General features: G+C 44.0%; 15 protein-coding genes and 1 pseudogene. 12 read left to right on the top strand and 4 right to left on the bottom strand.

The genetic code is table 11. The features are described from left to right. Positions 1-9 precede the first annotated feature (9 nt). The 5 genes and pseudogenes from MKX80_RS17355 to MKX80_RS17375 all read left to right on the top strand — a co-directional run. Positions 10-287, top strand: a pseudogene (locus tag MKX80_RS17355) (ABC transporter permease); the annotation flags it as partial. A gap of 230 nt (positions 288-517) precedes the next feature. After that, positions 518-1,054 (top strand): CDP-diacylglycerol--serine O-phosphatidyltransferase, encoded by a 537-nt coding sequence (gene pssA / locus MKX80_RS17360; RefSeq protein ID WP_234112220.1) that lies wholly within the window; start codon positions 518-520, stop codon positions 1,052-1,054. Between the two features lie 6 nt (positions 1,055-1,060). Beyond that, a complete protein-coding gene (locus tag MKX80_RS17365) occupies positions 1,061-1,543 on the top strand; it encodes a DedA family protein (RefSeq protein WP_154999199.1) in 483 nt (160 codons plus the stop codon). A 42-nt stretch (positions 1,544-1,585) separates the two neighbouring features. Beyond that, positions 1,586-2,377 (top strand): phosphatidylserine decarboxylase, encoded by a 792-nt coding sequence (locus MKX80_RS17370; RefSeq protein WP_154999198.1) that lies wholly within the window; start codon positions 1,586-1,588, stop codon positions 2,375-2,377. A gap of 271 nt (positions 2,378-2,648) precedes the next feature. Continuing rightward, positions 2,649-3,992, top strand: a complete 1,344-nt coding sequence (locus MKX80_RS17375) for a 2-hydroxycarboxylate transporter family protein (protein WP_154999197.1) — start codon at positions 2,649-2,651, stop codon at positions 3,990-3,992. Positions 3,993-4,051: 59 nt separating this feature from the next. On the opposite strand, the gene MKX80_RS17380 is transcribed toward MKX80_RS17375, so the two are convergent. Then, positions 4,052-4,285: a hypothetical protein gene (locus tag MKX80_RS17380; protein ID WP_043929145.1), complete on the bottom strand. Its 234-nt coding sequence runs from the start codon at positions 4,283-4,285 to the stop codon at positions 4,052-4,054. 243 nt (positions 4,286-4,528) lie between these two features. Between MKX80_RS17380 and MKX80_RS17385 the strand changes: the two genes are divergently transcribed. The 7 genes from MKX80_RS17385 to mnhG are packed head-to-tail and all read left to right on the top strand — an operon-like array spanning position 4,529 to position 10,295. After that, entirely contained in the window at positions 4,529-6,931 is a 2,403-nt protein-coding gene (locus tag MKX80_RS17385; RefSeq protein ID WP_154999196.1) for a Na+/H+ antiporter subunit A, read from the top strand. Then, positions 6,928-7,359, top strand: a complete 432-nt coding sequence (locus tag MKX80_RS17390) for a Na(+)/H(+) antiporter subunit B (protein WP_154999195.1) — start codon at positions 6,928-6,930, stop codon at positions 7,357-7,359. The genes MKX80_RS17385 and MKX80_RS17390 overlap by 4 nt, the downstream gene beginning before the upstream one ends. Next, positions 7,359-7,700, top strand: a complete 342-nt coding sequence (locus MKX80_RS17395) for a Na(+)/H(+) antiporter subunit C (protein ID WP_154999194.1) — start codon at positions 7,359-7,361, stop codon at positions 7,698-7,700. The genes MKX80_RS17390 and MKX80_RS17395 overlap by 1 nt, the downstream gene beginning before the upstream one ends. Beyond that, on the top strand, positions 7,693-9,171 hold the full coding sequence (locus MKX80_RS17400) for a Na+/H+ antiporter subunit D (RefSeq protein ID WP_154999193.1): 1,479 nt from the start codon (positions 7,693-7,695) through the stop codon (positions 9,169-9,171). The genes MKX80_RS17395 and MKX80_RS17400 overlap by 8 nt, the downstream gene beginning before the upstream one ends. Before the next feature lie 5 nt (positions 9,172-9,176). Next, a complete protein-coding gene (locus MKX80_RS17405; protein ID WP_154999192.1) occupies positions 9,177-9,653 on the top strand; it encodes a Na+/H+ antiporter subunit E in 477 nt (158 codons plus the stop codon). Beyond that, positions 9,653-9,937, top strand: coding sequence for a Na(+)/H(+) antiporter subunit F1 (locus MKX80_RS17410; RefSeq protein ID WP_003184842.1), 285 nt, complete (start codon positions 9,653-9,655; stop codon positions 9,935-9,937). The genes MKX80_RS17405 and MKX80_RS17410 overlap by 1 nt, the downstream gene beginning before the upstream one ends. After that, entirely contained in the window at positions 9,921-10,295 is a 375-nt protein-coding gene (gene mnhG / locus MKX80_RS17415) for a monovalent cation/H(+) antiporter subunit G (protein ID WP_075751277.1), read from the top strand. The genes MKX80_RS17410 and mnhG overlap by 17 nt, the downstream gene beginning before the upstream one ends. Positions 10,296-10,331: 36 nt before the next feature. On the opposite strand, the gene MKX80_RS17420 is transcribed toward mnhG, so the two are convergent. The 3 genes from MKX80_RS17420 to MKX80_RS17430 form a co-directional block, all read right to left on the bottom strand. Further along, on the bottom strand, positions 10,332-10,721 hold the full coding sequence (locus MKX80_RS17420; protein WP_154999191.1) for a hotdog fold thioesterase: 390 nt from the start codon (positions 10,719-10,721) through the stop codon (positions 10,332-10,334). A gap of 16 nt (positions 10,722-10,737) precedes the next feature. Continuing rightward, positions 10,738-11,376, bottom strand: a complete 639-nt coding sequence (locus tag MKX80_RS17425; protein ID WP_003184849.1) for a response regulator transcription factor — start codon at positions 11,374-11,376, stop codon at positions 10,738-10,740. 86 nt (positions 11,377-11,462) lie between these two features. After that, the gene (locus MKX80_RS17430; RefSeq protein ID WP_234112223.1) at positions 11,463-13,769 is read right to left on the bottom strand and encodes an ATP-binding protein; all 2,307 of its coding nucleotides are present in this window, start codon (positions 13,767-13,769) and stop codon (positions 11,463-11,465) included. Position 13,770 lies beyond the last annotated feature (1 nt).

The following is a 13,770-nucleotide window of genomic DNA, read 5'->3' on the forward strand; positions in this document are numbered from 1 at the left end:
TTTTTTGTAACAGTCACGCTTGACTTCTCGCATGCCACCATTACCGGACAAGGATTTATCACGCTCGCCGCGCTTGTGTTCTGAAAATGGCATCCGATCGGAGCCCTCGACGCCGCCCTGTTCTTCGGCTTCTCTCAAAGCTTAAGCATCATCGGGTCCATGCTTCCCTTCTTTAAAGAGTCTACATGCCGATTGCGCCTTACGTATTGACGATTCTCGCGCTGGCCGGATTTATCGGCAGAGCCGATGCGCCAAAGGCAAATGACAATATTAAAGGAACACGATAACCGAACGATAGAATAAGAGAGCGGCCTGCTCTCTTATTCTTTTTTTGTTACCTTAACAAAAGATAAAATTTTTTGACGCCGCCATTGTCTTTACCACTTTTATGGTATGATGAAAAAGTCTGGTTATCAATCATTACAGGAATTTTATTGCAGACAGGAAGCAAATCGTATACAATTTAATATTGTTTAATTTCTATATAAAACGTTTTTATTTAAAGGATGCGAAAACATTGAATAAATCAGTCATACCTTCTTTAATTACGGTTGGAAACTTTGTTTCGGGCATCTCTTCGATATTGCTTGCATTCAGAGGGTATTTATTTTTAGCCATTATATTTGTTCTGATCGGCGCTATCTTGGACAGCCTTGACGGCATGGCCGCGCGCAAATTAAATGCTGTCAGCCCGTTTGGAAAAGAATTAGATTCTTTGTCTGATATTATCACTTTTGGAGTCGCCCCGGCCATCATCACCTATTCAATCGTTTTTTATGATGCTCCGATCTTAGGCCTTCCTTCGACATTGTTATTCCCTGTTTGCGGAGCGCTTCGGCTGGCGCGATTTAATATTCAATCAGAGAACCAGGATTATTTTACAGGCCTTCCGATCACCGCAGCCGGAACGATTCTGGTATGCTTAAACCTTTTATCAGAGATCCTGGGCAAAAAGCCGTTCATTTTGATCATGCTGTTCCTGTCGTTTCTCATGGTCAGCAAAATCAAAGTCATCAGCCTGAAGGGGAAAAAACTATTGAAGAAAGTGAGCTAGTTTTTAATGGAGTTGGCAAAAGAATTAATTTCCCAATACGGGTATTTTGCGATATTCGGGATGCTTGTCCTCGGAATTGTAGGCCTGCCGATACCCGATGAGATCATGATGACATTTGTCGGTTATCTGTCTTCTATTCATATATTAAACTATGAGCTGTCTCTTTTAATCAGTTTTTCAGGTGCGGTATCAGGGATGCTCATCAGTTATTTTCTAGGGAAGAAAATCGGTAAACCGCTGCTCGATAAGTTCGGGAAATGGATCGGTCTGACGCCGAAAAGACTGGACACCGTGCACCGCTGGTTTGAAAAATACGGCCCGTGGACAATTCTCTTCGGCTACTTTGTTCCCGGAGTCCGCCATGTGACATGCTATCTGTCCGGCATGAACGAGATGGACATGAAAAGGTTCCTGATTTATGCCGGATCAGGAGCTTTTATTTGGTGTCTCGTTTTTATTACGATCGGATACACAATCGGCGTGATTTAAATACCGCTTGCATCCCGGATGAACAGTAAAGGAGTGAACAGCTTGAAAAAGCGGCTTTACCGGTTTTTGATTGAGTTGACGAATAAAAAGGGCGTGTCCCGGGTGTTGAAAAAGTTTGCTCAGTCAAAGCTCAGCAAACCTCTCATCCCCTCCTATATCAAAACCTTTCATATTAATACAGAAGAGATGCTGGAAGATGTCCGCTCTTTTAACAGCCTGCACGAGCTGTTCATCAGAAAATTAAAGAGCGGTGCACGCCCCCTTCCCGCTGATCCAAACAGCCTGGTCAGCCCTGTGGACGGAGTCATCGAAGAAATGGGCACCATCACCCGCGACAAGCAATTTACCGTTAAACAAAAGCTCTATTCTGTAGAAGAGATGATCGGACGATCCGAGATCGTGAGCCGCTATGTCGGCGGAACCTATATCATTATCTATTTAAGTCCGAGGGACTACCACAGAATTCACAGCCCGGCTTACGGTACACTTGAAAAACAATATTCGCTGGGAAGCACGTCTTACCCGGTGAATAAAATTGGTTTGACATACGGGAAATCGCCGCTGACAAAAAACTACCGGATGATTTCCGAATTTAAGCATCAATATGGGTCCGCCCTGCTTGTGAAGGTTGGGGCGATGTATATTAACTCGATTGTGATGCTCCAGGAGTCAAAAGAATGGCGCCAAGGCGACGAAATCGCATATTTCTCTTTCGGCTCGACCGTTATTCTGCTGTTTGAAAAAGATACCTTTATTCCTGACGAGCGCCTTCACGCCTCTCTTCAAGTCAAAATGGGAGAGGTTTTAGGATCTCTTGCCAAAAGAAAATCATAATGCACCGCCCCCGAATACCGTTTCGGGGGTTTTTTAATTACTGCTTAAAAAAGCTTTCTTCATGGACAGGAAATCCCCTTTTTCCACCTGGATACGGCTTCCTAATAAACCAAAAGACCTATAAAACAATCAAAATCAAGCAGATTTCTCCTCTTTTTCCGTCCTTTTTCGTTTTAATTTAATTATCAATCGATTATTTTAATTTAAAAAACGCACAGAATTGACACTTTTCTTCTACAATTGAACACATACAAACATGGGGGTGTTTTTTATGGAAGCAGCAAAAGATTTGAAACCGATTACAAATCACGGTCATAAAGAAAATAAAAATTTTTTCCAGAAGTTGATAAACTGGAAAATCGGCGTGATTCCGTTTCCGCTATACATTGCACTTGCGTTGATTGTTTTTCTGGCAGCTTACTTAAATGAATTGCCGAATGACATGCTTGGCGGTTTCGCGGTCATTATGATTCTCGGTATATTTCTCGGGGATGTCGGACAGCGCATCCCGATTTTAAAAGATATCGGCGGACCTGCCATTCTATCACTATTTGTTCCTTCGTTTTTAGTGTTTTTCAAAGTGCTTAATCCTGCATCTATGGAAGCGGTTACGACTTTGATGAAAACGTCAAATTTCTTATATTTCTACATCGCATGTTTAGTCGCGGGAAGTATTTTAGGAATGCATCGCACAGTTCTGATTCAAGGTTTTATGAGAATGTTCGTTCCGTTATTGGCCGGTACGATCGCAGCGGTGGCCGCCGGTATTCTCGTCGGTCTGTTATTTGGCTACAGCCCTTATGAAGCTTTCTTCTTTATTATTGTACCGATTATTGCCGGAGGCATCGGCGAAGGTATCCTGCCGCTGTCACTCGCTTACTCGCAAATTTTGGGGCAATCCACCGATGTATTTGTTTCACAGCTCATTCCGGCCGCTATTATCGGAAACGTAGTTGCCATCATCTCAGCCGGACTGATGAAAAAGCTTGGCGAAAAGCGTCCTGAACTGAACGGTAACGGCAGGCTCGTCAAATCGAAAAAAGACGATGAAATTTTCAACCAAAAAGAAGAGGAACCGAAAATCGACTTAAAATTAATGGGTGCCGGTGTTTTAATCGCATGTTCCTTCTTCATTTTCGGCGGTTTGGTCTCCAAGTTCATCGCGATTCCGGGAGCGATCCTGATGATCATCGCAGCGGCTGCCGTAAAATACGCAAAGGTTCTACCTGCAAGCATGGAAAAAGGCGCACACCAGCTTTACAAATTCATGTCATCAAGCTTCACTTGGCCGCTGATGGTCGGGCTCGGCATTCTTTATATCCCGCTTGATGATGTGGCGTCTGTTATTTCCCTGCGCTTCATCGCCGTCTGCGCTTCAGTCGTCATTGCCATGGTGACATCAGGGTACTTTGTCGGAAAATTAATGAACATGTACCCTGTTGAATCAGCGATTGTCACAGGCTGTCACAGCGGTCTCGGCGGTACAGGGGATGTGGCCATTCTTTCGGCTTCAGGCCGGATGGGTCTGATGCCGTTTGCGCAAATCTCAACGCGTCTTGGCGGGGCATCCACCGTCATTATGGCGACCGTTTTACTGAGGTTCTTCACCTCGTAAGGTCCGCATAAAAAAACAAAAAGGAGTCTGATCTATACGATCGGATTCCTTTTTTGTTTTCAGCGTTTCTCAACTCTGATATATTCTCTCGGTTTAAAGGGAGCTCTTTCTTTTCCCGTTAAGGACTGATCTTCAGCTCCCGTCTGGAGCGGCGTGTAATCCCCGCGATATTGAGGCCCTTCGTCCGTTCCTATCCCCGGAGTCTGTTCACGCGTCATTTCCCTGTTGATCATAAACGCTCCCGCAAAAAGCGAACAAAATAAACTTAAGCTGACAAAAGCTTTCCTTCTCATCTTTCATCACCTCAAATTCATCTTGTTCAAAAAAACTTTCCATTATACAAATGCCGCATTTTTTGTTAAAATTGTTTTCAGGTTCATAAGACCGCATAAACCGTGGTTACCATGAGATCATGCAGCCGATTAAAATTTGAGTTATAATTTGTCTAGGTCACCAGTTCTAAAAAAGTACATAACGTTTGAAAATTTTAGTATGGAACAGAATGTATTTATACATGCTACCTAAGGGAGGTTACTATGACGTCTTTACATATTGCTATTTTATCGCCTTTTGCACTCGCCTTCTTGATTCCGCTATTGGCGAAAAACGTCAGAAAGATTCATACAGGCTGGTTTGTCCTGTTTCTTCCTGTTCTATTATTTATTTATTTTTTCCGCATGATCAAAATGACGGCGGATGGCGGAACATTAAAGGCTGTACTGGAATGGATTCCGTCCTTTGGCATTAACTTTACCGCGTACGTTGACGGACTCGGATTGCTATTCGCCCTTCTGATTACAGGGATAGGGTCTTTAGTTGTCCTTTACAGCATCTATTATCTGTCTAAAGAAAGAGAGCAGCTCGGACCGTTTTACGTTTATCTGCTCATGTTCATGGGGGCAATGCTCGGTGTTGTTCTCGTTGATAACGTCATTGTACTTTATTTATTTTGGGAATTGACCAGCATATCGTCTTTTCTGCTCATCGGCTATTGGTACAAGCGGGAAAAATCAAGATACGGCGCGACAAAATCGATGCTTATCACCATTTTCGGCGGTCTTTCCATGCTTGGAGGCTTCATTCTTCTTTACACGATCACAGGTTCATTCTCGATCAGAGAAATGATCAACCAGGTTGATTTAATTTCGGGGCACGGCTTTTTCATCCCGGCTCTCGTGTTGGTGTTAATCGGAGCCTTCACTAAATCTGCGCAGTTCCCTTTTTACATCTGGCTTCCGGACGCAATGGAAGCACCAACGCCTGTAAGTGCTTACCTGCACTCCGCCACGATGGTAAAAGCGGGGATTTATATCGTTGCAAGATTCACCCCTGTGTTCGCTTTTTCCGGGGAATGGTTTTGGATCGTGTCCCTCACGGGGATTGTCACGCTTTTCTGGGGTTCGTTCAACGCCGTCAAGCAGACTGATCTGAAATCGATACTTGCATTTTCTACGGTCAGCCAGCTCGGAATGATCATGTCAATGCTCGGCGTCGGAGCGGCTGCTCTGCACTATCAAAACTTTGAATATTATATGGTTGCGGTCATTGCCGCCATCTTTCACTTGATTAACCATGCGACTTTCAAAGGCAGCTTATTCATGGCAGTCGGAATCATCGACCATGAAACAGGAACGAGGGATATCCGCAAGCTCGGTGGTCTTATGACGATCATGCCGATTACGTTTACGATTACGCTGATCGGCGCATTTTCAATGGCCGGACTGCCTCCGTTCAACGGCTTTTTGAGCAAGGAAATGTTTTTCACCAGCATGCTCAGGATTACGAACTTTAACTTGTATAACGCTGACACATGGGGTTTTCTCTTTCCTGTGCTGGCTTGGATCGGCAGCGTGTTTACGTTCATTTACTGCATGGTTCTGCTGTTTAAAACCTTCGGGGGAAAATATCAACCTGAAAAGCTTGAAAAACAAGCACATGAGGCTCCTCTCGGCATGCTGATTTCGCCGATTGTCCTCGTATCTCTCGTGGTGATTTTTTTCTTTTTCCCGAACATTCTGTCATACAGCATCATTGAACCTGCTGCATCGTCGATTATGCCGACCCTTTTGGACGGAGACGAAAAATTTAAGGTTCATATTTACATGTGGCACGGCTTTTCGCCTGAACTCTACATGACGATCGGCGTCGTTGCTCTCGGAGTTCTCGCCTATTTGACCTTGTCAAAATGGCGGAAGGTCTACGGCCTCTTCCCGGAAAAACTGACGCTGAACAAACTGTACGACAGCTCGCTGTCAGGGCTTGAAAAAGGCTCCAACAAGATTACAAGAACGTATATGACCGGATTTCTCCGCGATTATCTCGTCTATGTTTTTGTCTTCTTTATCGTGATCATCGGCGGATCGCTCGCTGTTACCGGGGGCTTTTCATACGATGTGAAAGGCAATGCTTCAATCGGCGTCTATGAGCTCGTTCTGTCAGCCGTCATGATTGCCGCAACATTTACCACCGTTTTCGCAAGATCAAGACTGACGGCGATTATCGGGCTCGGCGTCATCGGCTACACGCTCGCGCTATTCTTTGTCATTTTCAGAGCGCCGGATCTCGCGTTGACACAGCTGATCATCGAAACGATTTCAGTCGCATTGTTTCTGCTTTGCTTCTATCATTTGCCGAAGCTCAGATTCAAGCCGAAATCGGCTAGGTTCAGGGTCACAAATGCGCTTGTATCGGTCGGAGTCGGAACCGTTGTGACGCTGCTCGCACTTTCTGCAAACAGCCAGCGCTCACTTGAAAGCATCGCATCGTATTTTATTGAAAACAGCTATAAACTTGCAGGCGGCCACAATATCGTCAACGTGATATTGGTCGACTTCAGGGGATTTGATACATTGTTTGAAATCACCGTACTTGTCATTGCCGCTTTGGGAATATTCGGCATGATCAGGCTCAGATTGGAGAAAGGAGGGGAAGAGCATTGAAAAAGGTTCAGACGAATGATGTGATTCTGCAAACCGTTACAAAGATTGCATCCTTTATCATTCTGCTCTTTTCTTTCCATCTGTTTTTTGCCGGCCACAATAATCCGGGAGGCGGTTTTATCGGCGGATTGATGACGGCGTCTTCGCTAGTCCTTCTGCTGCTTGCCTATGACTTAAAAACAGTGCAGAACATTTTGCCAGTCAACTTTATCTATGTGGCAGCCACCGGCTTATTCATTTCCGTTTCAACCGGAATCGGCTCATTTTTATTCGGAGCTCAATTTCTTTCCCACGCGTTTGATTACTTTAACCTTCCGCTCTTGGGAAAAACGGAGCTTGCCACCGCGGTATTGTTTGATATCGGGGTTTATCTTGTAGTGGTCGGCGTGACCATGACCATTATTCAAACGATTGGGGAGAGAGAATAATGGAGATTTTAATGTCTATTATTGTAGGAATTTTGTTCATGGCAGCGACTTACCTGCTGCTTTCAAAAAGCCTTCTGAGGGTGATTATCGGAACTGCCGTTCTCAGCCATGGCGTCCATCTGCTTTTGCTGACAATGGGAGGGTTAAAAAAAGGAGCGCCCCCCATTTTAAATGAAGAGTCGTCATCTTATGTCGACCCTCTCCCTCAGGCGTTGATTTTAACGGCGATCGTCATTGCTTTCGGGGTCACCTCTTTTCTCCTGGTCATGGCTTTCCGCGCCTATCAAGAGCTGAAAATGGATGATATGGATCAAATGAGGGGAAATGATCAACATGAATAATCTTGTAATTCTGCCAATACTGATTCCTTTAATGGCCGCCATTTTGCTTATCTTTATGAACAAGTCGATCGTGCTGATGCGTGCATTCAGCGCCATCTCTTCCATTGCGGCGATCGCGGCGGCCGCTGTTCTTGTGCAGACCGTCTATACGGACGGAATCCAGACCTTGTATCTCGGAGGTTGGAAGCCGCCGTTCGGTATCAGCCTTGTCGCTGATCAATTTGCCAGCCTTCTGGCGTTAACGACAGCTATTATTGGATTTCTGACGGTTCTTTATTCGTTTCGCTCCATCGGCGAAAAACGCGAGCGTTTCTTTTATTATCCCGCCGTCCAGTTCCTGCTTGCCGGAGTTAGCGGCGCCTTCTTGACAGGGGACTTGTTTAACCTGTTCGTATTCTTTGAGGTTCTCCTGATGGCTTCGTATGTGCTGATCGTCATCGGCGGCACGAAGATTCAGCTGCGGGAATCTCTGAAGTACATCGTCTTTAACATTATTTCTTCCGCCCTCTTTGTCATCGGTGTCGCTTATTTATATGCGGTTACGGGCACATTAAACATGGCGGATCTGAGCGTTCGGATCAGCGAATCGGGGCAAACCGGGCTGATCACGGTGATCGCTGTTTTATTTTTGATCGTCTTCGGTTTAAAAGGCGGCATCTTCCCGCTGTATTTCTGGATGCCTGGTTCTTATTATGCGCCGCCTGCCGCTGTGTCCGCACTGTTTGGCGCACTTCTGACCAAAGTCGGCCTGTACGCGATCACAAGGGTGTTTACATTAATTTTCACCCAAGACGCGGCTTTTACTCATCAATTAATGGTCTGGCTTGCGGCCCTTACGATCATCTTCGGTGTCATCGGCTCGATCGCTTACTGGGATGTTCAAAAAATCATCATCTACAATATTGTGACTGCGGTCGGTGTGATCTTGTTCGGTATCGCTGCCAATACGCCGGCTTCGATCGAAGGATCTGTCTACTATCTGATTCATGACATGATCATTAAAGGAGCGCTGTTTATGCTTGGCGGGGCGCTTTTTGCCCTGACAGGGACAAACAACCTGAAAAAAATGAGCGGCCTGATCAAAAACCATCCCTTGCTCGGCTGGATGTTTATGATTTCAGCCGTTTCATTGGCAGGAGTGCCTCCTTTCAGCGGATTCATCGGAAAGCTGAAAATTGCAGAAGGCGGCTTTTTAAGCGGTGAATTCGTGATTACGCTGCTGATGCTTTTCTCCAGCCTGCTCGTCTTGTATTCCGTCATGAAAATATTTATCAACGGCTTCTGGGGGGATGAACAGGAAGATGCTCCGGCCAAAAGGCAGCTAAAAGGCTATATGTATCCGGCAGCGGTACTGCTCTTTCTGTCGCTTGCCATCGGACTCGGAACCGAGCTTATCGCGCCGTATTTTCATCAGGCTGCTGATACGCTCGTCAACCCCGAAAAATATATTGAAGCCGTTTTGAAGGAGTAGATGGCATGGCATTACAAATATTGTTGAACTTTATTCTTGCGTTGTGCTGGATGTTTCTGAACAATGACTACACCGCTCCCGGGTTTGTCATCGGTTACGCGATCGGATTATTCTCTCTCTTTCTGATGAGGCGTTTTTTCCGCCGCCGCTTTTACTTGATTAACATTTGGGCGATCGTCAAGCTGCTGTTTATTTTTATTAAAGAGCTCGTGTTGGCAAACGTCAGCGTCTTAAAAACGATCTTGTCCCCAAGGTTAAAAAATAAGCCCGGCATATTCGCCTTTAAAACAGAACTGAAAGCGGACTGGGAAATTACGACATTGGCGAACCTGATTTCGCTGACACCGGGCACATTGGTCGTCGATATCTCCGATGACCGTTCGATTCTTTACATTCATGCGGTCGACATCGATGATGCCGAGAAAGCCATCAGTGATATTCGCGTTTCATTTGAAGAAGCCATTAAGGAGGTAAGCCGCTGATGTTTGAATTCATTTTGCAATTGTCACTCGGCATTTTGGCGGTCTCCACTTTTCTGTATGTCCTGAGGGTCATTAAAGGGCCGAGCATCCCGGACAGAGTGGTGGCGCTTGATGCGATCGGCATCAACCTGATTGGAATTACGGCTCTCGTGTCCATCCTGTTAAATACGACAGCATATTTGGAAGTCATCCTGCTGATCGGTATTCTGGCCTTTATCGGCACCGTCGCATTTTCTAAATTCCTTGAGAAAGGAGAGATTATCGAAAATGATCGAAGCCGCTAAATTGCTTATCGCCGTTTTGGTCCTTCTTGGCGCACTGATATCGTTAGCCGCTTCCTTTGGAACGCTAAGGCTGCCTGACGTATACTCAAGAATCCACGCCGCTTCAAAAGGAGCGACATTGGGGATCATCAGCGTGCTGCTCGGCGTATTCTTTTACTTCTGGTTTCTGCACGGCTTCATTACGGCCAAAGTGCTGCTCGGTATCGTCTTTGTATTTCTGACGTCTCCTGTAGGCGCGCACCTGATCGCAAGGGCCGCCTATAATACAGGCGTTAAAATGGAAAAGAAAAGCGTACAGGACGATTATGAAGGCTACAGAAATTTTCTGATTAAAAAGAAGGAAGATTCCTATTTATAAAAAGAAAACTCGCCCCAAAAGGCGAGTTTTTTATGTTTACGATGAAGGACGGCTGATGACCGCCATCGTGCACCTGGACGTGCAAATCAGGCTGTCTTGCTCATCGCGTATTTCAATTTGAAACACCATTGTTGATTTGCCCACATGCAGAGGCGTTGCGACCGCTTTAACCATCCCGTCTTTTACCGACTTCATATGGTTGGCGTTGATCTCGAGCCCGAAGCATGCCTGCTCTTTTGGATCGATATGCTGATATGCCCCGATGCTCGCCACCGTTTCAGCAAGCGCAACGGACGCTCCCCCGTGCAGATAGCCGAAAGGCTGACGCGTTCTTTCATCGACAGGCATGACGGCAACACACCGTTCTTTGCTGCACTCCTTCAACTCGATTCCCAACGCTTCAAGAAGTGTATGTTTCGTTTCCATTACAATCGTCCCCTCATCAAAGTACCCCTTCAGATTTCGCGATTAAAACAGCCTCTGTCCGTGATCCTACATTCAGTTTGCTGAATACTGAAGTCAGACTGTATTCGATCGACCTCTTGCTTAAATGAAGCGCATCTGCAATTTCCTGATTTGTGTAGCCTTTTTCGACTTCTTTTAAGATCAGGCATTCCCTTTCAGTCAAGAGATCGTGCTGAGTCTGCTGGCTGTTTGACTTCGATTTTTGCTGTGTAATCAGCTGCTTGAAATAATCATAATCGACGACAATTTTATTATCCAGCACCTGATATATGTACTCTATAATCTTTTCCTTCGATTCCGTTTTGCTAATGGCGCCATGCATGCCGGAACGAATCGCCTCTTCAAAATAATCTTCGACTTCATACCCTGTGTAAACGATAATTTTGCATGATGAACATGTCTCAAGGATTTTCTTAGATAGGTCCATACCGTTGATTTCACCCAAATTTAAATCCATTAAGATCAGGTCATACGCAGAAAAATCATGTTTCTTGAGAAATTGTTCGCTGGCTTCAGGGCTGAGGCAATCGACAACAAAGTCCTGGTTCGTTTCAAGAATTGCCTTCGTCCCCTCCATGACAGCCGGATGATCATCGATCACAAGTAATCTTCTCATAATTTCCTCCCTTTTGCGTAACCTTGCCCTATCACCATTTTATAGAAAAAACTTGGCGGATGCCAAGCAAAAATGTTAACTAAACATTACAATTCCATTTCAATGGCGACCCTGAAGCCTTTCCCTTCTGCTGTCTGTATATCCAGACTGCCGTTCAGCGCGCGGACGCGCTCGCGAATGCCCGACAGCCCCATGCTTGCGCTGTTTTGATAAAGCTTGTCCGGATCAACCCCGATGCCGTCATCTTCATAATGAAGAACAACTTTTTCTTTTATGCAGACAAGCATAATCAAAACCTCTTTAGCTTTCGAGTGTTTAACCGCATTGCTTAAAAGCTCCTGCACAATTCTGTACAAATTCAACTGCGTGTCCAAGTCGAGCACCTTTGAGAACCTTTCCGTATTGAGGCGGATCTTATCGATCGATGAGGACTCCTGATGCTGCGCCGCCAGTTTCGAAAGGGCTTTGACAAGTCCGAGATCGTACAACAGCTGCGGTCTCAGCTCTTGGCACGTTTCCCTTGTCGTCTGGATGACGGTGGACATTTGCTCATTCATATTGATGAGCCTTTGCCGGATTTGATTCGTACAGACTTTATCTTTTTCAAAATTAGCCAAAAACATCTCGCTTTGATGCTTCAAGGAAATCATGTCCTGCAGCACAGAATCATGGAGATCGCGGGCTAAATCAGATCTCTGCTTCTCTTCAATCGCAAACATCAATTTATTCAGCCACGCCGGATTCGGCCCTTCTTTTTTCACATGTTCCAGATGCTCCATCAGCTCGCCGATTTTCAAGACGTTTTCCAGGGAAACGCTCGTATAAAACGCCAGCGTCTCAAGCCACGAAATCTCATCGCGCGTCAGCCTAGGCGTATTTAAAACCGACAAACAGAGCATGACATAAGACGTCCCGCCCCGTTCACCGATCTTAATCAAAAATCCGCGGTCGACTTCGACGATTTTGCCGATGTCAGTGATGACCTTAGTTACTTCTTGTTCGTAGGGAATCCAAGGATATTCTTCGGTATCTCCCTCGAGCAAAGATATTGTTCCGTCGCTTTTAACTTTTAGCACATGGGCTTGGCTGACAATCAAAACATCGAGAATTGTTTGTTTCAATTCCAACAAAACCTGATTTAAAGATGAATGTGTTCGAATCGTTTGTGTAAACTTAAATATACTGTCTTGGTAGTTATACTTCTCCGAGAAACGTTTTAGACGGAAGCGATAGTCTAAGATTTCTTTAAGATAGAAAACGCCTAAAATCACAAGATAAACATAGATTGCCAATCTCGCATCATAGTAATCGCCTTCTTGAAATTTCATTAGCTTTACGGTAGAAATCATGATGATCGTTGGGATAATTGCAAGTAGTCCATAATATTTTAACCTTCCTATTAAAAATTCCACATCATAAATTTTGTTTGATATAAATTGATAAACTAATGTAAAGGGAATGATTAATAGAAACGGAGCAACTACTGCTGCAGAGTAAATAAAATCATCAATGACTAAGACAGGGACGAGATAAAATGCAATAAAAGGAAAGATCGCAAAAAAGTTGCCAAGCATGAGCATTTTTAAAAAATAAGTTTGCTCTGTATTTTTATATTTAACTAAGCCGTAAACAAAAACAAATATCACTAATACTAGCCCAATAAAGAACGAATACAAATTAATATATGGAATAGGTTCTTCAAGTTTTTCAAAAGTATTACTTAAAATCTCAAGAACTAGATTAAAAACCGGCAGTAAATAAAAGAAAAACACCTTATTACTACATAATTTTTTGCCTATCTCTTTAAAATATTGATATATAAAATGCAAGTAATTGATTGGAATTGATATAAAAGTTAATAAATTAACATACCTACTAAACACATTACCTCTTGAGGTTCCTCCTACACTTACATAGGCAATCGATACAGTGAGCAAAAATAGGATTAGTAAAAATGACGATGTTTGTTTTTTAGTCTTTTTAGATTTTAAAATTAAGATAATACAAAACAAGCATAATAAATAAAACACGATCGGGATTAAAACAGTAAATAAGATATCGTAGCTAATAATAGTATCTCTTGTATCAGTAGTAATAATTTGGCCGTTCCTTTCAATCGAAAGGGAACTAACATTAGATAGTATACTATTTTTTGGTACGTCTTTACGTGGTTTTTCATGATTAACTTCAAGAATAATATCACCGGCTTTTAAGCCGGTGTAATCCGCCAGTGAATCTTCTTCTACATAATCGACCACAAGTTGATTGTCCGAATCGTATTTTAAATATGCACCTACAAATAAATTGTTATAACATATATAGACTACGTAACAGCTATAGATAAAACTAAGACAGACTAGTATAACTGAAATAACTTTCAAGGAAAATTTCATT

This window comes from Bacillus sp. FSL K6-0972, from assembly GCF_037976035.1.
GTDB classification, from domain to species: domain Bacteria; phylum Bacillota; class Bacilli; order Bacillales; family Bacillaceae; genus Bacillus; species Bacillus haynesii.